Source organism: Capnocytophaga sp. oral taxon 332 str. F0381 (assembly GCF_000318275.2).
Classification (GTDB): Bacteria; Bacteroidota; Bacteroidia; order Flavobacteriales; family Flavobacteriaceae; genus Capnocytophaga; species Capnocytophaga bilenii.
Window position 1 is genome coordinate 94994 of sequence record NZ_KB291341.1, and the last position, 24660, is coordinate 119653.

The 24660-nt window shown below is 39.2% G+C and carries 25 protein-coding genes; 18 read left to right on the forward strand and 7 right to left on the reverse strand.

All coding sequences use genetic code 11. The annotated features are described in order from the left end of the window. The first annotated feature begins 114 nt into the window (after positions 1-114). The 4 genes from HMPREF9075_RS10585 to HMPREF9075_RS10595 all read left to right on the forward strand — a co-directional run bounded on the left by HMPREF9075_RS10585 (position 115) and on the right by HMPREF9075_RS10595 (position 1477). The gene (locus tag HMPREF9075_RS10585) at positions 115-408 is read left to right on the forward strand and encodes a type II toxin-antitoxin system RelE/ParE family toxin (RefSeq protein WP_009416595.1); all 294 of its coding nucleotides are present in this window, start codon (positions 115-117) and stop codon (positions 406-408) included. A 98-nt stretch (positions 409-506) separates the two neighbouring features. After that, complete coding sequence (locus tag HMPREF9075_RS12695; RefSeq protein ID WP_009416596.1) at positions 507-719, forward strand: hypothetical protein; 213 nt, start codon at positions 507-509, stop codon at positions 717-719. Beyond that, entirely contained in the window at positions 710-937 is a 228-nt protein-coding gene (locus HMPREF9075_RS10590) for a hypothetical protein (protein WP_009416597.1), read from the forward strand. Before HMPREF9075_RS12695 ends, HMPREF9075_RS10590 begins: the two co-directional genes overlap by 10 nt. Positions 938-982: 45 nt before the next feature. Beyond that, positions 983-1477: a hypothetical protein gene (locus tag HMPREF9075_RS10595; RefSeq protein WP_009416598.1), complete on the forward strand. Its 495-nt coding sequence runs from the start codon at positions 983-985 to the stop codon at positions 1475-1477. A 179-nt stretch (positions 1478-1656) separates the two neighbouring features. Here the strand turns inward: HMPREF9075_RS10595 and hemC are convergent, their stop codons facing one another. Then, on the reverse strand, positions 1657-2526 hold the full coding sequence (gene hemC, locus HMPREF9075_RS10600; RefSeq protein ID WP_009416599.1) for a hydroxymethylbilane synthase: 870 nt from the start codon (positions 2524-2526) through the stop codon (positions 1657-1659). 208 nt (positions 2527-2734) lie between these two features. On the opposite strand from hemC, the gene HMPREF9075_RS10605 reads away from it, so the two are divergent. Genes HMPREF9075_RS10605 through asnS form a run of 4 tightly spaced genes read left to right on the forward strand, consistent with a single transcriptional unit; the run spans position 2735 to position 9211 of the window. After that, positions 2735-4630, forward strand: a complete 1896-nt coding sequence (locus tag HMPREF9075_RS10605) for an ABC-F family ATP-binding cassette domain-containing protein (RefSeq protein ID WP_009416601.1) — start codon at positions 2735-2737, stop codon at positions 4628-4630. A 4-nt stretch (positions 4631-4634) separates the two neighbouring features. Further along, complete coding sequence (locus tag HMPREF9075_RS10610) at positions 4635-6089, forward strand: hypothetical protein (protein ID WP_009416602.1); 1455 nt, start codon at positions 4635-4637, stop codon at positions 6087-6089. A gap of 6 nt (positions 6090-6095) precedes the next feature. After that, the gene (locus tag HMPREF9075_RS10615) at positions 6096-7757 is read left to right on the forward strand and encodes an MBOAT family protein (protein WP_009416603.1); all 1662 of its coding nucleotides are present in this window, start codon (positions 6096-6098) and stop codon (positions 7755-7757) included. Between the two features lie 23 nt (positions 7758-7780). Then, positions 7781-9211: an asparagine--tRNA ligase gene (gene asnS / locus HMPREF9075_RS10620; RefSeq protein WP_009416604.1), complete on the forward strand. Its 1431-nt coding sequence runs from the start codon at positions 7781-7783 to the stop codon at positions 9209-9211. A 71-nt stretch (positions 9212-9282) separates the two neighbouring features. On the opposite strand, the gene HMPREF9075_RS10625 is transcribed toward asnS, so the two are convergent. From HMPREF9075_RS10625 to HMPREF9075_RS10640, 4 genes are all read right to left on the reverse strand, one after another. Next, positions 9283-10017, reverse strand: a complete 735-nt coding sequence (locus HMPREF9075_RS10625) for a hypothetical protein (RefSeq protein WP_009416605.1) — start codon at positions 10015-10017, stop codon at positions 9283-9285. A gap of 154 nt (positions 10018-10171) precedes the next feature. Further along, positions 10172-10546 (reverse strand): DUF1573 domain-containing protein, encoded by a 375-nt coding sequence (locus HMPREF9075_RS10630; RefSeq protein ID WP_009416606.1) that lies wholly within the window; start codon positions 10544-10546, stop codon positions 10172-10174. 104 nt (positions 10547-10650) lie between these two features. Next, a complete protein-coding gene (locus HMPREF9075_RS10635) occupies positions 10651-11139 on the reverse strand; it encodes an energy transducer TonB (protein ID WP_009416607.1) in 489 nt (162 codons plus the stop codon). A gap of 84 nt (positions 11140-11223) precedes the next feature. Beyond that, complete coding sequence (locus HMPREF9075_RS10640) at positions 11224-11691, reverse strand: energy transducer TonB (RefSeq protein ID WP_034557583.1); 468 nt, start codon at positions 11689-11691, stop codon at positions 11224-11226. A gap of 289 nt (positions 11692-11980) precedes the next feature. On the opposite strand from HMPREF9075_RS10640, the gene HMPREF9075_RS10645 reads away from it, so the two are divergent. The 10 genes from HMPREF9075_RS10645 to HMPREF9075_RS10690 all read left to right on the forward strand — a co-directional run bounded on the left by HMPREF9075_RS10645 (position 11981) and on the right by HMPREF9075_RS10690 (position 21551). Continuing rightward, the gene (locus HMPREF9075_RS10645) at positions 11981-13294 is read left to right on the forward strand and encodes a TolC family protein (protein ID WP_009416610.1); all 1314 of its coding nucleotides are present in this window, start codon (positions 11981-11983) and stop codon (positions 13292-13294) included. Positions 13295-13339: 45 nt separating this feature from the next. Continuing rightward, complete coding sequence (locus HMPREF9075_RS10650) at positions 13340-14569, forward strand: efflux RND transporter periplasmic adaptor subunit (protein ID WP_009416611.1); 1230 nt, start codon at positions 13340-13342, stop codon at positions 14567-14569. Further along, on the forward strand, positions 14570-15316 hold the full coding sequence (locus HMPREF9075_RS10655) for an ABC transporter ATP-binding protein (protein ID WP_009416612.1): 747 nt from the start codon (positions 14570-14572) through the stop codon (positions 15314-15316). Between the two features lie 63 nt (positions 15317-15379). Continuing rightward, positions 15380-16084, forward strand: coding sequence for a YARHG domain-containing protein (locus HMPREF9075_RS10660; protein WP_009416613.1), 705 nt, complete (start codon positions 15380-15382; stop codon positions 16082-16084). 99 nt (positions 16085-16183) lie between these two features. Next, positions 16184-17209 (forward strand): YhcG family protein, encoded by a 1026-nt coding sequence (locus tag HMPREF9075_RS10665; protein ID WP_009416614.1) that lies wholly within the window; start codon positions 16184-16186, stop codon positions 17207-17209. Positions 17210-17238: 29 nt separating this feature from the next. Next, positions 17239-17943: an SH3 domain-containing protein gene (locus tag HMPREF9075_RS10670; protein WP_009416615.1), complete on the forward strand. Its 705-nt coding sequence runs from the start codon at positions 17239-17241 to the stop codon at positions 17941-17943. A gap of 26 nt (positions 17944-17969) precedes the next feature. After that, on the forward strand, positions 17970-18263 hold the full coding sequence (locus HMPREF9075_RS10675) for a KilA-N domain-containing protein (RefSeq protein ID WP_009416616.1): 294 nt from the start codon (positions 17970-17972) through the stop codon (positions 18261-18263). Between the two features lie 76 nt (positions 18264-18339). Beyond that, on the forward strand, positions 18340-19053 hold the full coding sequence (locus HMPREF9075_RS10680; RefSeq protein WP_009416617.1) for a hypothetical protein: 714 nt from the start codon (positions 18340-18342) through the stop codon (positions 19051-19053). A gap of 50 nt (positions 19054-19103) precedes the next feature. Then, positions 19104-20324, forward strand: a complete 1221-nt coding sequence (locus tag HMPREF9075_RS10685) for an ABC transporter permease (RefSeq protein ID WP_009416618.1) — start codon at positions 19104-19106, stop codon at positions 20322-20324. 18 nt (positions 20325-20342) lie between these two features. Next, entirely contained in the window at positions 20343-21551 is a 1209-nt protein-coding gene (locus HMPREF9075_RS10690; protein WP_009416619.1) for an aspartate aminotransferase family protein, read from the forward strand. Positions 21552-21608: 57 nt separating this feature from the next. Here HMPREF9075_RS10690 and trpD read toward each other — a convergent pair whose 3' ends face one another. Continuing rightward, entirely contained in the window at positions 21609-23237 is a 1629-nt protein-coding gene (gene trpD, locus HMPREF9075_RS10695; protein WP_009416620.1) for an anthranilate phosphoribosyltransferase, read from the reverse strand. Further along, a complete protein-coding gene (locus tag HMPREF9075_RS10700; protein ID WP_009416621.1) occupies positions 23234-24517 on the reverse strand; it encodes an anthranilate synthase component I family protein in 1284 nt (427 codons plus the stop codon). Before HMPREF9075_RS10700 ends, trpD begins: the two co-directional genes overlap by 4 nt. Positions 24518-24660 lie beyond the last annotated feature (143 nt).

Sequence of the window (24660 nt, forward strand, 5' to 3'; positions counted from 1 at the left end):
TTTATTATGAGCTTTCGGCTGAAGATATTGAAAAAATAGAGATAGGACGTGAGCAGTGTAGAATGGGGATGACAATAAGTAGTGAGGAACTACAAAAAGAAACAAGGGAAAAGTATGGTAATAAGATGGTCATTTGAGGCTAAAAAAGATTACCATAATAGCCTTGATTATTGGGAAGAACATAATGGCTCGTTTGAATATTCTTCAAAAATAATAAAAGCAGTAGAAGAATTGGAACTTGAACTCTCTAATACTCCTCTTTATTTAGGCAGATATAGTAGGGAATTACAGATGTATGTAAGGGATATTCTCAAAGGGCGTTTTCTGATTTATTTTACTGTAAATGAAGCTGAAGATTTAATTGAAATACACTATTTTAGGGGGGTAAAACAGCAGTCTATAGAATAGGTATACAGAGGTTGTTTGAGAAGTTTTGTAGGGACAATTGGGAAATTAGCAAATTAGCAAATTAGCAAATTGGGGAATTAGCAAATTGGGGAATTTATATGGAAACAATTACAACTAAGAAGAGGCTTTATCACCCACCAATGGTGAAAAGCATCGAAAAAGAACAAGAAGACGACTTTTATTATGAGCTTTCGGCTGAAGATATTGAAAATATTCAGATAGGGCGTGAGCAATTAAAGATGGGCTTAGGAATAAGTAATAATGATGTATTTGCTGAAATTGAGGAGAGAAGAAAAAGAAAATGGAAGTAATTTGGTCGCCGAGAGCTAAAGATGCATTAGCAGATACTTTAGAATATTGGGATATACATAATAATAGTACTTATTATTCTGATAAAATTATACAAGAAATAGATGAGTTATTGAAAACAATAACCAATAAACCTCTTTATTTAGGCAGATATAGTAGGGAATTAGCAAATTTGGGAATTAGCAAATTAGGAAATTGTAATTGTGCGGCTGACTTCTAATGACTAATGCAATTAATGTAACTAACAAATAATAAAAATAAACGTATGAAAAAAGGACTTTTTTTAATGATTGTAGCGATGTTTTTAGCATCGTGTAGCTTTTTTGTAGACCAAGCAAAAGAAACGGCTAAGAAAGTGAGTGATATTAGTGAAGAGGCTGCTAATCAGGCTGCTACTAAAGCTGGAGAGATAGTGGGTGGCTCGGCGCGCTCTTTTGGCGATGGACTTGGTGAAGGTATTGACAAATCGGGCAATATGACTTTGCAACTTTCAGAAGAACTATCTAATGCTGGTGTAAAACTTGGTGCACACACTATTAGTAGCACTGATGATGGTAATGATAACAAACTTTCTATTTACTTTATCTTTGATAAAGATTTTGAGAGAACTGTATCTGTAAAGGTATTCAACAAACAACAAATAGAGGTAGGACGTATAAAACAAACCGTAAAAGGTAAAAAAGACGAAGCTACTTATGTAGATTTTGTATTCGACCCTCGCACTAATATAGATCCTAAATATACCATATTAGTGGATTAAGTTCCTCACCCCCGTTCCCCCTCCCCAAAAGGAAGGGGAGCAAAACGCAGTAAAGAGGATTTTGAATTGGGTACAAGCTGCAAGCTTGCGCCAGCGGGGGATAAAGAGATAGGAAAAACAAAAAATAAAAAAAGCGCAACATTAGTAAGGGTGTTGCGCTTTTTTATTTATTCAATAAACTAAGCCATTAGTTTTTGTGCGAGTTCTTCGCCTGTATGGTCGTTGAGGCTGGTAAGGACTTCGTTGATAAGGCGTTCTTCTTTGCCGTCTTCGCTCCAAATACCGCCTTTGAAATATATCTTCTGCTGTCCGTCAAATTTAGCTATAGCACCGATGGGTGCACTACAACCGCCTTCTAAAGCGCGCAAAAAGGCTCGCTCTACCTGAGTTTCAACATAGGTGTTGCCATCGTGCAAACGCAATAGGGCTTCTTGCATTGCTAAATTGTCTTCGTGCAATAATACCACAATAGCTCCTTGTGCGGGGGCGGGTAGCATCCAATCGAGGGTGAGGTAATCTACGCTTGAAGCTCCTAAACGTTCTAAGCCTGCGGCTGCAAAAATACCTCCATCGTAATTATTGCTGATGATGGTTTTTAGTCGGGTTTGTACATTACCACGTAGGTTTTCAATGGTGTGGTGTGGGTAGCGATGTAGCCATTGGGCTTTGCGGCGCAAGCTGCCTGTGGCAATAGTGGCTTGGGGTGCTTCTAAAAAAGAAAGGTCGTTGTTGTAAACTAATACATCAAAGGGATTGCCGCGCTTGAGTACAGCCCCTACTGCAAGTCCTTCGGGGAGTAGGGTAGGGACATCTTTCATACTATGAACGGCAATATCTATGTTTTTATTGAGCAGGGCAATATCTAAGGCTTTAGTGAATATGCCTGTAATACCCATTTCGTATAGGGGCTGGGGGAGGTTTAGGTCGCCTTCAGACTTTATAGGTACTAATTCGGTAGTATACCCTAAGGCTTCTAATTGTTGTTGTACGGTTTGCGCTTGCCATAGGGCGAGGGCGCTGTCGCGTGTTCCGATACGTATTGTTTTCATTGTATATATTCTATTTAAGGGGGCAAAGATAGTAAATATTAATGAAATTATGAATTATGATTTTTGAATTATAAATTTTATCTGTTTTTATTACATTCATTTCAGAAAAATGATGTAATTTTGCAGGCTGTAATTATTAATGACAAGCGGCAAATGATAAATGGCGAATGGTTGATAATTAATTGATGTTTTTTTAAAATATATTGCAATGCTAAATGTACATAACTTATCGGTTTCTTTTCAGGGTGAGTATCTTTTTGAAGAGGTGGCTTTTATGCTTAATGGGGGCGACAGGGTAGGGCTTATTGGGAAAAATGGGGCTGGAAAATCGACTATGCTCAAGCTTTTGGCACGTGAAATAAAACCTGACTCGGGGATTATTGCTACTGATAAGGAGGTGCGTATTGGCTTTTTAAAACAGGATATTGACTTTGTAAAAGGACGTACGATACTTGAAGAGGCTTATCAGGCTTTTGAGGAAATTAAACGCTTGGAATTGCAGCTGGATGATATTCATCATCAACTTGAAACTCGTACTGACTACGAAAGTGAAGCTTATCACGACTTATTGAACAACTTAAGCGATTATACGCATCATTATGAGCTTATTGGTGGTTATCAATATCAGGGGGATACTGAAAAGGTGTTGCTGGGCTTAGGCTTTAAACGCGGTGACTTTAATAAACTTACCGATACTTTTTCGGGGGGCTGGCGTATGCGTATTGAATTGGCAAAGCTATTGTTGCAAAACAATGATATATTGCTACTGGACGAGCCTACGAACCACCTTGATATTGAGTCGATTATATGGTTGGAACAATTTCTTACTACTTATAGCGGGGCGGTGGTGATTGTATCGCACGACAAGATGTTTTTAGACAATGTTACTAACCGCACTATTGAGATTTCGGTAGGGAAAATATACGATTATCCTAAGCCTTATAGTAAGTTTTTGGAGCTTAGGCAGGAAATACGTGAGCAGCAACTTGCTTCGCAAAAAAATCAGGAGAAGAAAATACAGCAAACGGAGAAGCTGATAGAGAAGTTTCGCGCAAAGGCTTCAAAAGCTTCAATGGCACAATCGCTGATTAAGAAATTAGACAAAATAGAGCGCATAGAGGTAGATGAAGAGGATAATGCGGTGATGAATGTGCGTTTTCCGGTATCGGTAACCCCTGGTAAGGTGGTGCTTGAAATTGATGAGGTAAGCAAAAATTATGCTGAAAAACAGGTGTTAGAACGGGTTAGTTTGCTAGTGGAGCGCGGTAGTAAGATTGCTTTTGTAGGGCAAAACGGACAGGGTAAAACTACGCTGGCGAAAATGATTGTGGGTGAAATTCCTTATGAAGGGACTATTAAGCTGGGGCACAATGTGCAGTTGGGTTATTTTGCCCAAAACCAAGCTGATTACTTGGATGGCGAAATAAGTGTGTTGGACACTATGTATAACGCTGCTAACGATACGAACCGCATAAAGGTGCGCGATATACTGGGGTCATTTCTTTTCAGGGGTGATGAGGTAGATAAAAAGGTGAAGGTGCTATCGGGGGGCGAGCGCAACCGCTTGGCACTGGCTAAAATGTTGCTATCGGACTTTAACGTGCTGGTAATGGACGAGCCTACGAACCACTTGGATATCAAGAGTAAAAACGTGCTAAAAAAGGCACTGCAACAGTTTGAGGGTACGCTTATAATTGTATCGCACGACCGAGACTTTTTGCAGGGGCTTACTGATAAAGTATACGAATTTAAAGATAGGCACTTGAAAGAATATTTGGGTGATATTGATTTTTATTTGGAACAGCGTGCTGCGGCTAATTTTAGAGAAATAGAGCAGAGCAAAGAAGCTGCAACTGTAGTAGAAACTAAAAATGTGGCTACAACTGATGAAAAATTGAGCTTTGAACAGCAAAAACAACAAAAATCGGTGCAAAATAAGCTCAATAAAATAGAAAATAATATTACTTTATTGGAAAAAGAGTTGAAAGAAATGGATATATTGATGGGAGAACAGGTACAAAGTGATGTTTTTTATAAAGAATATGAACAAAAAAAGCAAATGTTGGAGGATTTGATGACAGAGTGGGAAGCCTTAATAAGCTAAAAATATGCATCCTAAGAAAATATTACTCTTCATAGTTAGTACGCTTATTACGCTGTTTGCGTTGACGCTTTTCAGTAGTTATCACACTACCGATGGCGGTATGGTGCGTGAGGGCATAGTGTTTGGCAACAGCACTATGTTGCGTTATCCTACCCCTGAGATACTGGGGATGCTCTTTAAAAATGAAAAAGAGAACAATACACTGGATAAGCTCATCAGAGATACTAAAACAATAGTAGATGAGAAAACAGATGCTTTGGCGGAGGCTGATACGATTGTAAAAGATACGCTTGCCTCTGAAACGAATAAGGAGGGGAAGATTTATTACCCTGGTAATCCTAAGGATTTTATTCGTAGGCTGAAGAACAAGTTGTGCCAAAACTCGTGCCAGATAGTGCATTACGGCGATTCGCAAATTGAGGGCGACCGTATTACGGGCTATGTGCGCAACAGGCTGCAGCTGGCTTTTGAAGGTGGAGGTCCTGGATTTTTTCCTATAAAGGTGGTGTATAACCAAAATAGTATAGATATTACGGCAAGTAATAATTGGGTGCGCTATGCTTTCTTTGACCGTAAACAACGCAAAAAAGTGGGGCACGACAAGTATGGGCTTTTTGCTACCTATTCGCGCTTTACTCCTTATGCTAAAGATAGTGCTTCGCTACCTATAAGCAAGGCTTGGTTTACCCTGAAACCTTCAAAAAAATCGTATGCGCGCTTGCAGCACTACACTCGTTTTGGGCTGCACTATGGCAATGCTACCAGCAGAATTGCTATCAGGGTATACGAAGATGGTAACCTGATAAGTTCGGACACTTTAATAGCCGACAACCGATACCATAGTTATAAGCTGAACTTCAACAATACACCTAAAGAATTGCGGGTGGAACTAGAAGGTAGGCTAAGTGCTGACTTTTATGGGGTTACCCTTGATGCTGCTACGGGAATACGAATGGATAACGTGGCGATGCGCGGTGAGGCAGGACGTATATTTACGCGTATGAATTACGAAAACTATAGGCAGATGAGCGAGGAACGCAAGCCTGATGTTTTTATCTTTCAGTATGGTGGCAATACAATACCTTATATGAAAACTGAAGCACAGCTGAGGGAGTATGTTGAGGGGCTTATATTCAATATGAAATTGGTGAAGCGTGCCAACCCGACGGCTATGTTTATGCTTTTAGGTCCTGGTGATATGACAACTTCGCGCAATGGCAAGCGAATTACGTATCCTTTTTTGCCTAAACTCAACGACTTGATGAAAGAAGAGTGCTTGAAGAACGATATAGCTTATTTTAGTATGTACGAAGCTATGGGGGGTGAGAACTCTATGATTAACTGGGTGAAGCAAGGAATGGCAGCTTCTGATTATGTACATTTTAGTTCTAAGGGAACAAAACTTATTTCGGAAGTGTTTTATCAATGCCTTCATAATGACCTTGCCTCGGTAGAATAACAAACTATGATAGATTTTTTTAATAATTTCTTTACTTTCAATCCCGAGCATCCGCTTACATTTGTGCGAATAGACTTTTGGATATTCTTTGCCTTGCTGTATGCGGTATTCGCCTTTATATACAATCGCCGGCACGTGCGCAACTTGTTCTTGCTACTTGCGAGCTTTTACTTTTACTATAAAGCGAGTGGACTTTTTGTGCTTTTGCTTATTTTTAGTACTGTAACCGATTTTTATTTGGGGCACTACATTTACCGCCAAGTGGAGGACTCGCGTAGGAGAATAGCTGTAACTATAAGCGTTTGTTTGAACTTGCTGGTGCTGAGCTATTTTAAATACGCTTACTTTTTTACAGATACTTACAATGCGTTGTTTCAAACACATCACCAAACGTTCAATTACTTGGCTTATTGGGCTAATGGTTTTAGCAATAAAGGATATTTTACGGTAGATAAAATTATCTTGCCTGTAGGGATTTCGTTCTATACCTTCCAAACGATTAGCTATACAATGGATGTGTATAGAAATAAAATAAAACCTTTAAGCTCTATATTAGATTTTGGTTTTTATGTGAGTTTCTTTCCGCAATTGGTAGCGGGTCCTATAGTGCGTGCTGAAGAGTTTGTACCACAAATTCTGAAAAAAACGCGCATTAGTAAAGAGGAGTTTAACAAAGCTATCTTTTTGATACTAAAAGGGCTTATCAAGAAAATGATTTTTGCAGACTTTATAGCATTGCATTTCTTGGATAAGGTGTTTGATGCCCCTACAATGTATACGGGCTTTGCTAACCTTTCGGCACTTATAGGCTATTCGCTGCAGATTTATGGTGATTTTTCGGGCTATACCGATATTGCTATAGGGGTGGCACTCTTGATGGGCTTCCACCTTCCTACGAACTTTAATTCGCCTTACAAGGCTTTGAACTGCGGTGATTTTTGGAAACGTTGGCATATTTCGCTTTCTACTTGGCTGAAAGATTATCTTTACATTCCTTTGGGAGGTAATCGCAATAGTTCTTTGGGTACGTTTGTATTTTCGCTACTATTTGTAGTTATTTTGGTAGTGGCTATTGGTAATAGTACTTTTACGATTGTTACGGGATTACTGCTTATTATAGGCTCTATAGTAGCCTTGGTGTATAAACCTTTTGAACGTTATTTAACTACTAATATCAATATAATGCTCACAATGCTCATTGGGGGGCTGTGGCACGGGGCAGCTTGGAAATTTGCTATTTGGGGCGGACTTAACGGCTTGGGGGTAGTAGCTTATAAGTATTGGCGCAAAGTGAGTCCGTATGAGAATAGCCAACTGTGGATTGCTCGTTTTTGGAAGATAGCGTTTACGTTTGCTTTTATTACTTTTACTCGTATATTCTTCCGCAGTAACGATATGGAGAGCGTACAACAATGGTTTGACCAAGTGATGCACAATATGCATTGGGCTTCGGCAATGCAAATTATTAAATACAACAATGTTGCTTTTGGGATTATTCTAATAGGTTATATTACACACTGGCTACCACAGCGTTGGAAAGATGAAATAGAACATATTTTTGCCGAAAGCCATTACGTGGTGAAAGTGGCTATAGCTTTGGTAGTGGTACTGATATGTTACCAAGCTTATTCTACCGATTTGCAACCATTTATATATTTTCAGTTTTAAATAAGAAGTAAAAAAACAGAGTTATGTTATACATCAAGCAATTATTACAAGAAGGAAAAACTATAGAAGGTGAGGTTACCCTTCAAGGATGGGTGCGTACCTTTCGTAGCAATCGCTTTATTGCACTGAATGATGGTTCTACCATACACAATTTGCAAGTAGTGGTTGATTTTGAAAATACCCCTGAAGAAACGCTAAAACGCATTACTACAGGAGCGGCTATAAAAGTGAAAGGGCAGGTAGTGGAAAGTCAAGGAAAGGGACAAAACGTAGAACTACAAGCCTCTGAAGTGACTATCTTGGGCGATAGTAACCCCGAAGAATACCCTATACAACCTAAAAAACACTCACTTGAGTTCTTGCGTGAAAACGCTCACTTGCGCGTGCGTACCAATGCCTTTGGAGCGATTATGCGTGTGCGTTCAACATTGGCGTACGCTATTCATAAATACTTTCAAGACAATGGCTTTTTCTACGTGAATACGCCTATTATTACAGGTAGCGATGCTGAAGGAGCTGGCGAAATGTTTCGCGTAACTACTTTAGATGCTAAAAAACCTCCTCTTAACGAAAATGGTGAGGTCGATTACAAAAAAGACTTCTTTGGTCGCGAAACTAACCTTACCGTATCGGGGCAGTTGGAAGGTGAAACTTTTGCAATGGCACTTGGTAAAATCTATACCTTTGGGCCTACTTTCCGTGCTGAAAACTCTAATACTTCACGACACTTGGCTGAGTTCTGGATGATAGAACCCGAAATGGCTTTCTTCGACCTAATTGATAATATGAATTTAGCCGAAGACTTTATTAAAAGTGTACTAAAATATACCTTAGAGGTACGCCGTGATGATATAGAGTTTCTCAATACAAGGTTTTTAGAAGAAGAAAAAAGCAAACCACAGCAAGAGCGTAGCAGTATGTCGCTTATTGAGAAATTAGAGTTTGTAATACACAACGATTTCAAACGCGTAAGCTATACTGAGGCTATTGATATACTGAAAAACTGCAACCACAACAAGAAGAAGAAATTCCAATACTTGATAGACGAATGGGGGGTAGACTTGCAAAGCGAACACGAGCGCTATTTGGTAGAAAAACACTTTGGTTGCCCTGTGATACTTTACGATTATCCTGCTAAAATTAAAGCGTTTTATATGCGCCTGAACGATGATGGCAAAACAGTGCGCGCTATGGATATTCTTTTCCCTGGTATTGGTGAAATTGTAGGAGGCTCGCAGCGTGAAGAACGCTATGAGGTGCTAAAACAAAAAATTGCCGACTTGGGTATGGATGAACAAACCCTTTGGTGGTATTTAGACCTCCGTAAGTTTGGTACAGCTACACATAGTGGTTTTGGCTTAGGCTTTGAGCGTTTGGTACTTTTTGCTACGGGTATGACCAACATACGCGATGTAATTCCTTACCCACGTACTCCACAAAGTGCTGAGTTTTAATTGAAAAATTAAGTCATATAAAAAGGGCTACCTGATACAATTTCAGATAGCCCTTTTTTGTTGAGTAGCTATTACTTGCCGTATTTATTTACTTTAGCTTTAGCTTTTACAAGTTCAAGGTTTAATTCGTTGATTTTTTGTTGTTTTTCAAGTAATTTTCCTTTATACTTTGTATCGTCATTAGGAGACAAATTACCTTTAGCTTTTTTGCTATTGTATTTGTTTTCTTCTTTAGCCAAATCAGTTTTAGCTTTGGTAATTTTAGCTTCTATTTTAGATACTTCGCTTTGAGCTTTAGCTAAGCGCTCTTGTTGTTTTTTAGCAGCTTTTTCAGCCTTAGCCTTTTCTTTAGCGGCTTTTTCTTCAGCTTTTTTAGCAGCTTTTTCAGCTTTTTCTTTTTCCTTAGCAGCTTTTTCTTCGGCTTTTTTAGCTTTTTCTTCAGCTTTTTTAGCGGCTGCTTCGGCTTTAGCTTTTTCTTTAGCGGCTTTTTCTTGCTCTTTTTTAGCTTTTTCCTCTGCTTTTTTAGCTTTTTCCTCTGCTTTTTTAGCAGCTTCTTCAGTTTTTGTTTTTTCTTTGATTGCTTTTTCTTCAGCCTTCAAAGCTTTTTCTTGTTCTTTCTGAAGTTGTTGCTGTTGTTTTAGCTGCTCTTCTTGTGCTTTTAGCTCGGCATCGCTGCTACCGCTCATATCTACTGTATTGGTAACAGTACCTACAGGAAGCACTTCATTGACAATGGGATCTACTTGAGCCATTGAGATTTGGGCTACTAAAAGCCCTGCGAAAAATGTAATACTCTTTAATTTCATACGCAATTTTTAGTTATTTAGTTTTCTCGGCGACAAAGTTATACAAAATAAGTGTATTGCCGATTGTTTTTAGGAATACTTTAACACTAAAAAACCACCTATATAATAGTGATAGGTGGCTTTTTGGAGTAATTAAAATATAAATAGTTATGGATTATTTTTGTTGTACATTACCCCTGATGCGCAATCCTTTTACAGGATTTTCTTTTGCATTAGATGTTACGGTAATGGTTTTGCTGATAGGACCAACACGATTAGTATCGTATTTTACCTCAATTTTCCCTTTAGCACCAGGAGCTACAGGTTGGTTTGTCCAAGAAGGAACGGTGCAACCGCAAGATGAAGTTACGTTGCTGATTACTAGCGGAGCTTTACCAGTGTTAGTAAACTCAAACACGCGTATACCATCAGCGCCTTGTTGGATGTTACCATAGTCAATTTCTTCTGCTTTGAAAGAAATTTCAGCGTCTTGTGCAAATGCTACTGCACCAAAAAATGCTAAAAATACAAATGTTAAAAACTTTTTCATAGTACAAAAAATTAAAATTATTTTATTGTTTGTTACACTTAACTACATTACAATAACCGTGCCAAAGTGTGTTTTACTAGTCGTTAGTCATTAGTTATTGGCAGTTAGTTTTTGTCTTTCACACAATTAAAAAAATCGTCTCGAAGCTTGAAAATGATAGGGTAAGAAAAAGTAACGGCAGTGGGGACTCCTCTTGTTTTACCAGGGATAAGGCAGGGTAGGCTTCTGATGAGGAAGGCAGCTTCTTCTTCCAATATTTTGTGAGCACCTCGCTTCCCTATTATACTGACAGTGCCATCAGTATTGATGCGAAAAATAATAATCACTTTTCCTTCTATACCCTCAGCAAGGGCTTCAGGAGGATATTTAAAATGTATCTTCACGTGCTTGTCTAACTGCTCTTTAAAACATTGATATTGCCTGTCGTTAGGAACTTCTTTGCAGGCTTCGAACATAGGTTTTTCTTCTATAATAAAATAGGGTATCTCAATAGGTGCTTCTTCGTCTGAAGGAGCAATAATTTCTTCTTGTGCATAGCTATTGGCTACTACTGCTAAACATAGTACTAAAAGGGCTTTTGGTAAGAGTTTCATTGTCTATCTGTTTTCAAAAAAAAGCACAATAAATATGCCAAAGTACTCCCTATATTTACCTATAGCTAAAAGCATATGCAGCTACTACCTAAGCATAAAGTAAATAGGATAAACAAAAGAAACTGTAACTATTTCACCCCGATGTTTGCCAGGGGTAAAGCAAGGCAAGCTCTCTATCAAAAAAACAGCTTCTTTTTCAAGGCTTTTATTGATGCTTCGCACCTGAGTTACACTAGTAGTACCATCGGGGTTGATGTTAAACCTTATATACACTTTGCCTTGTACACATTCTTCTGTGTCAGAGGGATATCTTAGGTGCGTATAGATGTGTTTATCTAATTCTTTCTTAAAACATTTCAATTGCAGCTCTTTGGGAACTCCTTTGCAAGCTTCAAACATAGGTTTTTCATCTACCAATACATAAGGAACCACCAAAGGTTCTTTCACTTCTTGGGGTGGTATATAAGGAGTGTGCTTGCTTTCTTTTTGAGCATAACCGCTAGCAGCACCCACTAATAATAGCGTAAAAAAGATTTTCTTTAAGGATTTCATTGTTTGTCTGTTTTTCAGGTAAAAGCACAATAAATATGCCAAAGTACCCCTATATTCCCCCATAGCTAAAAGCCTGTGCGGCTCGCACCGAAGGTTGAGCGAAGGTTGAGCGAAGGTTGAGCGAAGGATGAGCGAAGGATAGTCGGCGAGCTGGCGCAGCCGAGTATGTGACGAAGGTAAGTTGGCGAGCTGGCGCAGCCGAGTATGTGAAGCCTATGCGGCTCGCTCCGAAGGATAAGAACAATTGTTTTTGGCACTATCTTTGTGTTTTAAAACGAAAAGAAAAACAATGAAAAGAACTTGGCAATTATTACTCTTCTTAATGCCTCTATTAGTTACTTCACAAGCCAAACAGTGGTCATTAGAGGATTGCATCAACTATGCGGTGCAACACAATATTAGTGTAAAAAAAACAGAACTAAATCAGCAAACAGCTGAAATTAACCTACAGCAGGCAAAAGACAACCGCTTGCCCACCGTCAGTGGTTCGGCATCGGCAAACCTCAATAACGGTTCAGCGATTAACCAAATTTCTAACGAACGAGTCTCGCGCCGTACCTTTTCCAACAACTTTGGCGTATCGGCTTCTATGCCGCTCTATCAAGGCAATAAGCTCAATTTGCAAATAGACCGCAGCCAGCTGCTCTTAGAGCAAAACGAACTCTATGTGCAAGAGGCGAAGAACAACATCACCCTGAGTGTGCTCGAAGCCTATCTGCAAGCCCTCTACAGCTATGAAGGGATAGAGGTAGCCAAGAATGCAGCAAGCTCTTCTGCTGAAGAGTTGAAACAAGCACAAACTAAGTTTGCCAATGGTGCGATAGCCAAGCTCAGTTTGGCAGAGATAGAAACCCGTCACGCCAATAATCAGTACGCTATCATTCAGGCTGAAAATCAATACGCCAACCGCGTGCTTACCCTCAAACAACTCTTAGAGCTTCCCCCCAATAGCGATTTTGCTATAATACTCAACCTGCAAGAAGATGATTATGTGGCAATTATCCCCAATAAAGACGAAGTATTTGCAGAAGCTAAACAAACGCTTCCTAATCTAAAAATCTATCAATCGCAACAAAAAATAGCCGAAAAAGATGTCGCAATAGCCAGAGCGGGCGCGTTGCCTTCCCTTAGCCTGCAAGCAGGAGTCAATACGGGTTATTCCAACCTTAATGACTTGGGGTATGCTACCCAGTTAGATAGTAATTTTGGACAGACGATAGGCGCCTCGCTCAATATACCTATTTTTTCGCAAAACAAAAATAAGAGCAATGTCAAGTTAGCAAAGCTTACACAACAGCAGGCAGTATTAGAAGAACAACAAGCTGAAAAGGAGCTTTATGCTAAAATAGAAACCGCTTGGCAAAATGCTACCACACACCAAGCACAACAAGCGGCTTCGCGTACAGCTCGCGACAATGCCAAATTGGCATATGATTTAGCAGTGAAAAAACACGAGTTCGGCGGACTTACCAATACCGAACTGCTCGTAAGCCAAAACGCCTACCTAAGTGCAGAACAAACCTATCTACAAAATAAATATATGTCGGCACTATATGTTCAGTTGCTCAACTTTTATCAAGGAAAGGAAATAACATTTCCATAGAAGAGACATCCCCCCCTTTTATATATTAATTTTAGAACTTACACAATGAAAAAGAAAATCAAAAAAATCATTATTATAGCCCTATTAGCTGTAGTGGCTTTTGCAGCATATCACTTCTTTATGAAAGAAAAACCAACGCCTATTGTACTCCAAACCGATGAAGTTACCCAAGGTGATGTGACTACCGAAGTAACTGCTACGGGGAGTGTACAACCCGTAGACGAGGTGGAAGTAGGTACCCAAGTATCGGGTTTGGTGAGCAAAATATATGTAGATTACAATAGTCAAGTAAAAAAAGGACAGCTCTTGGCAGAGCTCGATAAAACAAACCTACAAGAAAACGTTATCAACGCGACTGCCAACTACAATTCGGCACTTAACGAACTGAACTACTATCAGCAAAACTACGACCGCCAAAAGAAAATGTATGATGCCCAAGTAATTAGCAAATCCGATTACGAGCAGGCTACTTACCAGCTCACCAATGCCAAAGCAATGGTTACCCAACGACTTACGACCCTCAATCAGGCGAAAACGAACTTAGGCTATGCCAATATCTATTCGCCTATCGATGGGATTATCCTTAGCAAAGAGGTAGAAGAAGGGCAAACAGTGGCTGCTTCTATAAGTGCGCCTACACTCTTCAAAATAGCTAAGAACATCAAGCGTATGCAGGTAGAGGTAAATGTAGACGAAGCCGATATAGGGCAGGTAAAAGTAGGACAACGCGTGAGCTTTACCGTTGATGCTTACCCTCAAGAGGAATTTTCAGGACGCGTTACCCAAGTGCGCCTATCGCCCACCACCTCGTCCAACGTGGTAACTTACAAGGTGATAGTAGAGGCAGAAAACCCCGATGAAAAGCTAAAACCTGGGCTTACTGCTACCATTGCTATTTATACCAATGAACTAAAAGGCGTAACCATAGTGCCTGCTAAGGCTATTAACTTTACGCCCGATACCGATGTGCTAATGCAATATTACGCCCAAAAAGATATTACAGCCGAAGCTCCTAAAGTACAGCACGGCAAGGGTAAAAATAAATACGTATGGGTAGTGAATGCCGATGGCAGTCTTGCTCAAAAAGCCGTAACCATAGGCAGCAATGATGGTATCAACGTGCAAGTAGTAAGCGGACTAACGGTTGGCGAAAAAGTAGCTACCAGCTTGCAGGGTAGCGCTCCGCAAATAGCAGGAGGCGATAAGAAAAGCGGAGAGAGCAGCAGTCCGTTTATGCCAAAACGCCCTAGTAGAAACAATTCAAAAGCTAAATAAATGAAAAAAGCCATTATAGACATACGCGATATGAAGCGCAACTTCCAGATGGGCAACGAAACGGTACACGCCCTGAAAGGCATCAACCTCACCATTCGCGAAGGCGAGTTTGTAACTATTATGGGACCGAGTGGGTCGGGCAAATCAACTTTGCTCAACATATTAGGCTGCTTAGATCGTCCCTCTTCTGGCGATTACATTTTGGACGGCATCTCGGTGAAAAATATGAGCAAGAACGATTTGGCGCATATACGCAATACCAAAATAGGTTTTATCTTTCAGTCGTACAACCTATTAGCCCGTACCTCAGCCATTGAGAATGTAGAGCTTCCATTGATGTACAACCCAAAAGTATCAGCCAAAGAACGCCGCGAGCGTGCTATAGAAGCCCTCATAAGTGTGGGGTTAGAAAGCCGACTCATCCTCCTCCCCAGTGAGCTATCGGGGGGACAGCAGCAACGGGTAGCCATTGCGCGCTCGTTAGTAAATAACCCTGTAATCCTCCTTGCTGATGAGGCTACCGGTAACCTCGATACCAAAACCTCGTACGAGGTAATGGAGCTTTTCCAACGCCTCAACGACCAAGGTAGCACCATAGGTTTTGTAACTCACGAAGACGATATTGCCCAATTTAGCAAACGCACGGTAGTGCTGAAAGATGGGCATATCATCAGCGATAAGGAAGTAACCGATAGGCTAAACGCTAAAGAACAGTTGGCACAATTACGAAATACAAATGACGAATGACGGTGCGAGCCTTTGGCATAATAGAAAAGAAATTAGTATCTTTGCCCAAAAAATTACTTTACAATGAAACACTTATACTTCTTATCAATAGTGTTATTCTCACTAAATGCTACGGCACAGCTAAAAGATTGCACCACTTGTGCCTCCCAAGTGATTAAGGAACAACAAATCAGCAAATTGAGCATAGATGAATTGCGCTTCCTCACTAACGACCTTTACGCTCGCAAAGGTTATAAGTTTAAAGACTATGAAATAAGCAATTACTTTAATGAAAAACCGTGGTATAAGCCTGTGAGTGACAATAGTAAGGTGAAACTCAACGCAGTGGAAGAGCAGAATGTGAAGCTATTTCAAGAACGTACGGCAATACTAAAAGCTGATAGAGAAAAACTATTAGAAGCATTGCAAAGTTTAAAAGCAGAAGCTCAAAAAGGTAATAGTCCTATTCCTAAAGACAACTATAATGAGCATTTTAGTAAAACCATTGCTAAAATAGATATAGATGATATTCATTGGATTAAAAATCAAGGGTATTATAGTATAAAAGTTGATAACTTTAAGGGGACTAACAAATATTCTATATCTATAGAAGGCAATGAGGTAGAGATTGTGTGGTTTGAAGATGGCTATTCTGAAAAAGTATCTGAAGATAAAATCAAAGAAGTATACGATATTGGTGAATACGAAGTTATAGAAAGCGCTACTTATTGGAAATTCAAATGGAAAAATCAAAAATTGGTATTTATAGAGTCTGTAATGGCAGGATAAAGAGAAAAAGTGCGAACAGTGTTCGCACAATTCAATATTGCAAAACTGAGATTTGAAAATCAGTAATTTCCAAATTATAAATATCTAAATATCAATATAATGGAAGAAATTTTAGCTAATTATATTATAGAGATAAAAGCTATTCTAACGGAGGCTCGTTTGCAAGCTTATAAGGCTATTAATACAGCAATGGTAGAAGCCTATTGGAAAATAGGACAACGTATTGTGTTGGAAGAACAAAATGGGAAGGAGCGTGCCGAGTATGGCAAAGAAATCATTAAAAGCTTATCTGTGGCTCTTACAGCTGAGTTTGGAAAAGGTTTTAGCAAGCGATCTTTGTGGGAGATGAGACAATTTTATATTCTTTTTTCAGATTATCAAAAAGTGCGAACACTGTTCGCACAATTGAGTTGGTCTCATTTTCAAAGAGTTATAAAAGTTCAAGATGAAAAAGCTCGTACCTATTACCTTACTGAAGCAGCTCAAAATATGTGGTCTGTACGTACCCTCGACCGTAATATCTCTACCCTTTATTACAATAGACTTATTGCCAGTCAGGAGAAAGAATTAGTTGTGCAAGAGATGAAAGAAAAAACAGCTAACTTACAAATTACTGAATTTATTAAGAACCCTACTGTATTAGAGTTCTTAAACTTACCTACAAATCTTTCTTATACAGAAACTGAGTTAGAGAAAGCTCTTATTGATAATTTGCAAAAATTCATAATGGAGCTGGGGAAAGGCTTTGCTTTTGTAGCGCGACAGGAACATATACGCACTGAACTGAGTGACTTTTACATTGATTTAGTTTTCTATAATTATATTCTAAAATGTTTTGTGATTATAGAATTAAAGACTGAAAAGCTTACGCATCAGGATATAGGACAATTAGATATGTATGTGAGAATGTATGACGATCTGAAAAAACAAGAAGGAGATAATCCTACTATTGGCTTATTACTCTGTACAGAGACAGATAGTGTAGTAGCTAAGTATTCCGTATTACATGAAAATCCTAAGTTATTTGCTAGTAAATATGTTGATTATTTACCTACAGAGGAAGAACTAGTCAGAGAAATAGAACAACAAAAGAGCTTCTTAGAACAAACAAAGAATAATAATTGAGCCTCTCAATTCAATATTTTTAAACAGCTATGAAACATTTACTTATTTTACTCTTTCTCTTTACGACCAACGCTTTTGCACAAGGTCCTTTTGGAGATTATGCCGTAGTAAAAGACAAAGACGGCTATGTAAACATTCGTGCTAAAGAAAACGTAAAAAGCAAAATTGTAGGCACTTTGCCTAACAATACACTTGTGTATGCTTTCTTTGATAAAGAATTTAACCCTACTAACTGGATTGAAGTTGATAAAGGGTATGTGCATCAAAGTCGCTTGAAAAAAATATTTGACTTTCGTGCTATAGAAGGAAAAGTGCAAGGCAATAGTGTTGTCTTTGATGATAAGGACGTAAAAGTGACCATTACCAAACAGAAGTTCGACAAAACCAAGCACAAGATTACTAAGAAAGACCAGGGAGGTTATGATCAATTAATCATTGATGGTAAAGAAATATATTATGGTATAGTAGGAGGTTATGGAGGAGACGAATTACTACCTGAAGACCATTACAAAAGTATTACCGTAGCTATGAAAGGCAAAAACGTACCTATCCCTAAAAGTGCTTATGATGATTTGTATGAAATTTTCTATTTAACCAGATTTATATTCTATGATGAGGAGGCTGAGGCACTTTATATTTATGCGTTCAATGGCGATGCTAGCTTAGCTTACCAAGTGTGCTGGCAAATAGTAAAAGGTGAGTACATAACCCGTATTATAGGACTACCACTTTAATGATGTAACTAAAAATTACCAAATATATGACACCAACAAATAATAAACTTAAAGTACAAGATGTTGAAATATCTTTAGCTACAATAGACAATCAGAACTATATTTCATTAACAGATATGGCTAAAGGTAAAAATGATGAAGCAAGAGCTGCTGATATAATAAAAAACAGAAGTACATTAGAATTTTTAGGTACTTGGGAAATGCTTTATAATTCTAATTTTAAAGTGGTCGAATTCGACCACTTTAAAAGAGAAGCAGGATTGCCAACATTTACTATTAGCGTTTTAAATTGGGTAGAGAGTACATCTGAAATCTATTAAAAAACTTTCAAACGATACTTATATAAGCATAGAAAGCAACAAATAACTTGATAAAAAAACTCATTATCAATTGAATATGAAACATTTACTTATTTTACTCTTTCTCCTTACGACCAACGTTTTTGCACAAGGTCCTTTTGGAGATTATGCCGTAGTAAAAGACAAAGACGGCTATGTAAACATTCGTGCTAAAGAAAACGTAAAAAGCAAAATTGTAGGCACTTTGCCTAACAATACACTTGTGTATGCTTTTTTTGATACTACAGATGATGAAACTGGTGAAGAGATATTTTTTAATTGGATTGCTGTAGATAAAGGGTATGTACATAAAAGTCGCCTGAAGAAGATATACGAATTTCCTTCTATAGGTAAAGGTAAAAAGAAAGAGACTGAGAATAGTATCACCATTGCTGAAAAGGGCATTAGTGTTACTCTTACTAGACAGCTATTTGATAAAACTAAACACAAGATTACTAAGAAAGACCAGGGAGGTTATGATCAATTAATCATTGATGGTAAGAGAGCTCAAGGTGCGGACTTTATACCTGAAGACCATTACAAGAGTATCATTGTAACTATCAACGGCAAAAACGTATCTATCCCTAAAAGTGCTTATGATGATTTGTACCAAGTAGCTATGTATACTGAAAATAATGCGGTATATTATGACAAAGAGGAAGATACAATTTACATTATTGCCCATAATGGTAGTGGTGCCTATGCTTACGAAGTGTGCTGGCAAATAGTAAAAGGCGAGTATAAAACCCGTATCATCGGAGAGCCTTTCTAGTCTCACAGAATTTGCCAATCTGCTAATTTTCTAATTTGCTAATTAACACTATGAATATACAAAACCTTTTTAAAATAGCGTGGCGTGCCCTTTTGCTCAATAAAACAAGGGCTATGCTTACAATGCTGGGCATTATCATTGGGGTGGGCTCAGTGATAACCATGCTTGCCATTGGAGAGGGCTCTAAAAAGAGTATCAAAGAGAATATCTCTAAAATGGGTACTAATATGCTTAATATCCGCCCAGGGGCAGGTATGATGGGCGGCGTGCGTATGAGTATGAGCGATATGCAATCACTCAAAATGACAGATTACGAAGCCCTTAAAAAAGAAGGTACCCTACTGAAATACGTGTCGCCGGTGGTAAGTGGCAACGGACAAAGTATAGCAGGGGGCAACAACTGGCCTACCTCTATCTATGGCGTGAATACCGAATACTTGCCCATACGCGAATGGAGTGTGGCTGAGGGGATTATGTTTGGTGAAGATGAGATTACTAATTTTGCTAAAGTAGCTGTTATAGGGCAAACAGTAGCTAAAAACCTCTTTACTAATGGCGAAAACCCTATTGGGCAAACCATACGCTTTAAGAATATCCCTTTTAAAGTGATTGGTATCCTTACCAAAAAAGGCGAGAGCAACTTTGGTCAAGACCAAGACGATGTGATTATTGCTCCTTACACTACGGTACAAAAGCGTATTTTGGCGCAAACTTTCTTGCAGAGTATTGTGGCTTCGGTGCTCAATGAAAGTCAGTCGGAGAATGCAGTAAACCAAGTAAAGAAGATTTTGGAGGGCACACATAACCTTTCGGCTGCGCAAGAGAATGACTTCAATGTGTTTTCGCAACAAGAACTCATCAGTACGTTTAGCTCTACCAGCGAGATGCTCACCGTGTTATTGGTAGCTATTGCTAGCATTTCGCTCATCGTGGGCGGTATAGGCATTATGAACATTATGTACGTATCTGTAAAAGAGCGTACTAAGGAAATAGGCTTGCGTATGGCTATTGGAGCTAAGGGCAAGGACATCTTGGCACAGTTTCTTATCGAGTCGGTGCTTATTAGTATTACGGGGGGTGTTCTGGGGGTAATTATTGGCTTATTGGCAACGGTAGGTGTATCGTTGTTTATAGGTTGGCCTGTAAGTATCACCTTGTATTCTATTGTAATATCCTTTTTGGTATGTACCATTACAGGGGTATTCTTTGGTTGGTATCCTGCCCGCAAAGCAGCCGAGTTAGAGCCTATTAGTGCATTGAGATATGAGTAACGATAATATAATAAAAAGATGAATCAGAAAGAAGAGTTTTTGAAATACCAAGCTCCTACCTCGCCTTATCCAAGGTTGTTGGAGGTAGAGCGCGCTGAGGGTAGCTATATTTACACTACCGATGGCAAAAAGTACTTAGATTTTGTAGCAGGAGTATCGGCTTGTACTTTAGGGCATTGCCACCCCAAAGTAGTAGAGGCTATACAAAAACAATGCGCAACTTATATGCACGTAATGGTGTATGGTGAGTATGTGCAAAAGCCAGCAGTAGATTTCTGCCAGCTTCTTGCCCAGCAACTTCCTCCTTCGCTCAATACTACTTATTTGGTTAATTCGGGTACTGAAGCTATTGAAGGTTCGCTGAAGTTGGCTAAGCGCATCACAGGCAGAACGCAACTGATAGCTGCTAAGAATGCCTATCACGGCAATACGCAAGGCTCAATGAGCCTAATGGGGTATGAGGAGCGCAAACGCCCCTTTCGTCCTTTATTGCCCGATGTAGATTTTATAGAGTTTAACAACGAAGCCGATTTGGCTAAAATTACTGAGCGTACCGCAGGTGTATTATTAGAGAGTATTCAAGGAGGGGCAGGCTTTATAGAACCTGTGAATGATTATCTTATCAAGGTAAAAAAACGCTGTGAAGAAGTAGGGGCTATGCTTATTATAGATGAAATACAACCAGGTTTTGGGCGTACGGGTAAGCTCTTTGGTTTTCAAAACTATGGTATTGTACCCGATATTATTGCTATAGGCAAGGGAATGGCAAGTGGTATGCCTGTTGGGGCTTTTGTATCGTCATACGAGCGTATGCAGCTTTTGGCGCATAATCCTAAGATGGGGCATATTACTACTTTTGGTGGTAACCCTGTAATAGCAGCAGCTTCATTGGTTACATTACAAGAACTGCTCACTACCAACCTGATGGAAGATACACTTCGCAAAGAACGTCTTTTTAGGCAATACCTTCAGCACCCTCTTATTGAGAGCATCAATGGTCGCGGACTAATGCTGGCTGTGATAGTACCTTCTGCCGAAATAGCTAATTACGTGGTTGAATATTGTCAGGATAACGGACTGATAGTTTATTGGTTACTTTTTGAGCTTCGTGCTGTACGACTATCGCCACCGCTTACCCTTACCGATGAAGAAATTAAGGAGGGTTGTGATATTATTATTGAGGCTTTAGAGAGTTACACACTTCAGTGTAAAGCTATTGGTGATTAATAATACTAACTATCAGAATCATAAAAAAGAGGCTGCCTTAAAAAGCAGCCTTTTTTATTACATTATGTATTTCAGGTAATACTCATATACTTTTCCGCTTTCTAAAGCCTCTTCTATCAACGCTTTGGCATCGGCGGGGTGTTTTACTACTTCAGCAGTATAAAGAGCAAACATAGCATTTAGCACAACTATATCGCGTTTAGCTGATTTTTCTTCGCCTTTCAAAATACGCAATAGTATTTCGGCATTCTCATCGGGTGAACCTCCTTCAATATCGGCGTGAAAAGCTCGCTTGAAGCCAAACATTTCGGGGGCAATGGTATATTCTAAAATCTTACCATCTTTTATCTCTACTATTTTAGTTTCATCGCAGATAGAAATCTCGTCTAAGCCATCATTACCTCGCACTACTAAAGCGTGTTTTCTGCCTAAAAGTTTTAGTGTTTCGGCATAGAGGCGCATTACGGGTTCGTGGTATAAGCCTACTAACTGGTATTTTAGTTTTGTATTGGGGTGCAATAAAGGTCCTAATACATTGAACACTGTGCGTATTCCTAATCGCTGGCGAACCTCTTTCACTTCGCCTACTAAAGGGTGGAAGAAAGGAGCGTGAAAGAAAGCTAATCCTTTGCTGTCTAACAGATTTAGTTGCTTCATTAGTGAGGTTACTACCTCTACACCCAACGAATCTAACACATCGGTACTACCGCTTTTGCTTGTAACTGAGCGGTTGCCGTGTTTAGCTACCTTTACGCCCAAAGCTCCCACAATAAAGGCTACAGAAGTAGAGATATTAATCGTTTTAAGTCCATCGCCACCTGTACCACAAAGGTCTATCATAGGGCGTTCATCGGCGAAAGTAGTACTATAAGCCAAAATGTTCTTTACAAAAGCCGTAAGCGACTCGGGGTATAGGCTTTTTTCAGAAATCAATACTAAAAGGGCTCCTAATTGCACTATATCGTAGTGTTTTTTGTTGATAACGGCGCATATTTCCTTAAAGTCGGTGTCTGAAAGGGGTAGGTTATCTTGGAGTTTTTTCAAGTACTTGCTACATACGGCATTAGCTATAAGGCGTTCGCGCTCGTTATTGGCATCTACGTTTTCATCGGGTAGTGTGCCTACCAAGAAGTTTTTGATGATATTTTTGCCGTATTGTGTAAAGAACGATTCGGGGTGAAACTGTATGCTGTAAATGGGTTTCCAACGGTGTTCCATCGCCATAATTACCCCATCGGTAGAGAGGGCAGTAACTTTGAGGGTATCGGGCAACCCACGTTTGCTCACGTAGAGTGAGTGATAGCGCATTACCTCGAAGTTTTTAGGCAATCCTCTAAAAAGCACTGAATTTTCATCAGTAACGATAATTTCGGAAGTTTTGCCGTGCAAAGGTTCGCTAAGTCGTGCCACAGTAGCACCATTTACCAGTCCTAATGCTTGATGTCCTAAACAAATGCCCAAGATAGGAATATTATCTATCTGTTGTAGTATCTCTAAGCAGACCTTGCTGTTTTTAGGGTGTTTAGGTCCTGGAGAGAGGACTATATGCGAGGGGTTCATCTTTCTGATGTCGGCAAGGGTAATTTGGTCGTTGCGCACTGTTTTGACCTCCTCTACAGTAAGTTCTTGCAAGTATTGCGCTACGTTATATACAAAAGAGTCGTAATTATCTATTAGTAAAATCATTGTTCTATACAGTTTTTGGTAAAAATATTCAATACAGAGGCACGTTTGTGAGTGATTTCGGCATATTCACTATCCTGAGCCGAATCATATACTATTCCTGCGCCTGCTTGGATGTATATTTTATGTTTTTCGTCCTCTTCTTCGTATCCATTTACTTCAAAAAAGGCACTACGTATTACAATTGCGAGCTGTACATTGCCATTGAAGTGCAAAAATCCTATGCCTCCTCCATAAGCATTGCGTTTGTAGCTTTCGAGTTCGGCAATGATTTCCATAGCTCGTATTTTGGGTGCCCCGCTAAGCGTACCGGCAGGGAATACGGAAGCAATGACTTCAAATACTGAAACATCTTTTCGCATTTGCCCATATACATCTGAAACGATATGAATTACGTGCTCGAACTGCTTGATGTACATCATATTTCTTACTTGTACGCTTCCTGTTTCGGCAAACTTGCCAATATCGTTGCGTGCCAAATCTACCAGCATACGGTGTTCGGCACATTCTTTAGGGTTATTTAAAAGTTCTTCGGCAATAAGTACATCTTCATTGGCATCTTTACCACGAGGGCGAGTTCCTGCAATAGGGGCTATATATATGGTATCGGATTTTATATCTACCAACACTTCGGGGCTTGAGCCTACCACATCGCCATAAGGGGTAGGGAAGTGAAACATATAGGGTGAAGGATTTGCTTCTGACAGCAAAGTGTAAAAATCTAACGAACTCATATCACTTTCTAAACAAAGTTGTTCGCTGAGCACCACCTGAAACACATCGCCAGCCCCAATATACTCTTTAGCTCGTTGTACAGCCCTATAAAAGTGATTGCGCTCTTGGTTTAAATCGGTATGGATATGATAAAAAGAAGTTTTTTTATCTGTTGAGGTAATTGGGGTGTTACTCTTGAGAAGTGGCTGGTAATAAGTAGCTTCATTGCCGTAGAACGAATATACTTTGCTCATCTTGGAATAGTGCAAGTAAGCCTTTGCATTGGCAAAAATAAAGGCAGGAAATTCATACTGTTGTTCTTCTTTTACGGGGAGTGTTTCGAAGAAATGAATACACTCATAAGCAAATACGCCGAAGAGTCCTGCAAAGGGAGCGATGGAGTTTTGTTGCTGGTAATAATGTTCTAAGGCGCTGTAAGAATAGTCGTTGGCGGTGATATAGTTGCAATCGATACCGATGATAATTTGGTTGATATCCTCAGCTAAATAGGAGTTGGGGAACTGTTCTCTAATAATGTTGTAATAATAAAGAGGTTTCTCTGTAAGCATAAATATAATTGTTAGATGCGAGCCATAGGGGCTGTTTTTTATTAGCTGCAAAGGTAGTAATAACTTTTCAATTGGCAATTACTATATCATTAAAAACAATTGGCTTTGGAGGAGGAGAATTTTGAATTCTGAATTTTGAATTT

What these genes read in the sequence shown, in the direction of transcription:
- HMPREF9075_RS10675 (WP_009416616.1), top strand. Translation starts at nt 17,970, where the DNA reads ATGACACCAACAAATAATAAACTTAAAGTACAAGATGTTGAAATATCT.
- HMPREF9075_RS10690 (WP_009416619.1), top strand. Translation starts at nt 20,343, where the DNA reads ATGAATCAGAAAGAAGAGTTTTTGAAATACCAAGCTCCTACCTCGCCT.
- HMPREF9075_RS10645 (WP_009416610.1), top strand. Translation starts at nt 11,981, where the DNA reads ATGAAAAGAACTTGGCAATTATTACTCTTCTTAATGCCTCTATTAGTT.
- HMPREF9075_RS10650 (WP_009416611.1), top strand. Translation starts at nt 13,340, where the DNA reads ATGAAAAAGAAAATCAAAAAAATCATTATTATAGCCCTATTAGCTGTA.
- asnS (WP_009416604.1), top strand. Translation starts at nt 7,781, where the DNA reads ATGTTATACATCAAGCAATTATTACAAGAAGGAAAAACTATAGAAGGT.
- HMPREF9075_RS10615 (WP_009416603.1), top strand. Translation starts at nt 6,096, where the DNA reads ATGATAGATTTTTTTAATAATTTCTTTACTTTCAATCCCGAGCATCCG.
- HMPREF9075_RS10605 (WP_009416601.1), top strand. Translation starts at nt 2,735, where the DNA reads ATGCTAAATGTACATAACTTATCGGTTTCTTTTCAGGGTGAGTATCTT.
- HMPREF9075_RS10630 (WP_009416606.1), bottom strand. Translation starts at nt 10,546, where the DNA reads ATGAAAAAGTTTTTAACATTTGTATTTTTAGCATTTTTTGGTGCAGTA.
- HMPREF9075_RS10610 (WP_009416602.1), top strand. Translation starts at nt 4,635, where the DNA reads ATGCATCCTAAGAAAATATTACTCTTCATAGTTAGTACGCTTATTACG.
- HMPREF9075_RS10635 (WP_009416607.1), bottom strand. Translation starts at nt 11,139, where the DNA reads ATGAAACTCTTACCAAAAGCCCTTTTAGTACTATGTTTAGCAGTAGTA.
- HMPREF9075_RS10660 (WP_009416613.1), top strand. Translation starts at nt 15,380, where the DNA reads ATGAAACACTTATACTTCTTATCAATAGTGTTATTCTCACTAAATGCT.
- HMPREF9075_RS10590 (WP_009416597.1), top strand. Translation starts at nt 710, where the DNA reads ATGGAAGTAATTTGGTCGCCGAGAGCTAAAGATGCATTAGCAGATACT.
- HMPREF9075_RS10625 (WP_009416605.1), bottom strand. Translation starts at nt 10,017, where the DNA reads ATGAAATTAAAGAGTATTACATTTTTCGCAGGGCTTTTAGTAGCCCAA.
- HMPREF9075_RS10680 (WP_009416617.1), top strand. Translation starts at nt 18,340, where the DNA reads ATGAAACATTTACTTATTTTACTCTTTCTCCTTACGACCAACGTTTTT.
- HMPREF9075_RS10670 (WP_009416615.1), top strand. Translation starts at nt 17,239, where the DNA reads ATGAAACATTTACTTATTTTACTCTTTCTCTTTACGACCAACGCTTTT.
- HMPREF9075_RS10595 (WP_009416598.1), top strand. Translation starts at nt 983, where the DNA reads ATGAAAAAAGGACTTTTTTTAATGATTGTAGCGATGTTTTTAGCATCG.
- HMPREF9075_RS10585 (WP_009416595.1), top strand. Translation starts at nt 115, where the DNA reads ATGGTAATAAGATGGTCATTTGAGGCTAAAAAAGATTACCATAATAGC.
- HMPREF9075_RS12695 (WP_009416596.1), top strand. Translation starts at nt 507, where the DNA reads ATGGAAACAATTACAACTAAGAAGAGGCTTTATCACCCACCAATGGTG.
- trpD (WP_009416620.1), bottom strand. Translation starts at nt 23,237, where the DNA reads ATGATTTTACTAATAGATAATTACGACTCTTTTGTATATAACGTAGCG.
- HMPREF9075_RS10700 (WP_009416621.1), bottom strand. Translation starts at nt 24,517, where the DNA reads ATGCTTACAGAGAAACCTCTTTATTATTACAACATTATTAGAGAACAG.
- hemC (WP_009416599.1), bottom strand. Translation starts at nt 2,526, where the DNA reads ATGAAAACAATACGTATCGGAACACGCGACAGCGCCCTCGCCCTATGG.
- HMPREF9075_RS10685 (WP_009416618.1), top strand. Translation starts at nt 19,104, where the DNA reads ATGAATATACAAAACCTTTTTAAAATAGCGTGGCGTGCCCTTTTGCTC.
- HMPREF9075_RS10655 (WP_009416612.1), top strand. Translation starts at nt 14,570, where the DNA reads ATGAAAAAAGCCATTATAGACATACGCGATATGAAGCGCAACTTCCAG.
- HMPREF9075_RS10640 (WP_034557583.1), bottom strand. Translation starts at nt 11,691, where the DNA reads ATGAAATCCTTAAAGAAAATCTTTTTTACGCTATTATTAGTGGGTGCT.
- HMPREF9075_RS10665 (WP_009416614.1), top strand. Translation starts at nt 16,184, where the DNA reads ATGGAAGAAATTTTAGCTAATTATATTATAGAGATAAAAGCTATTCTA.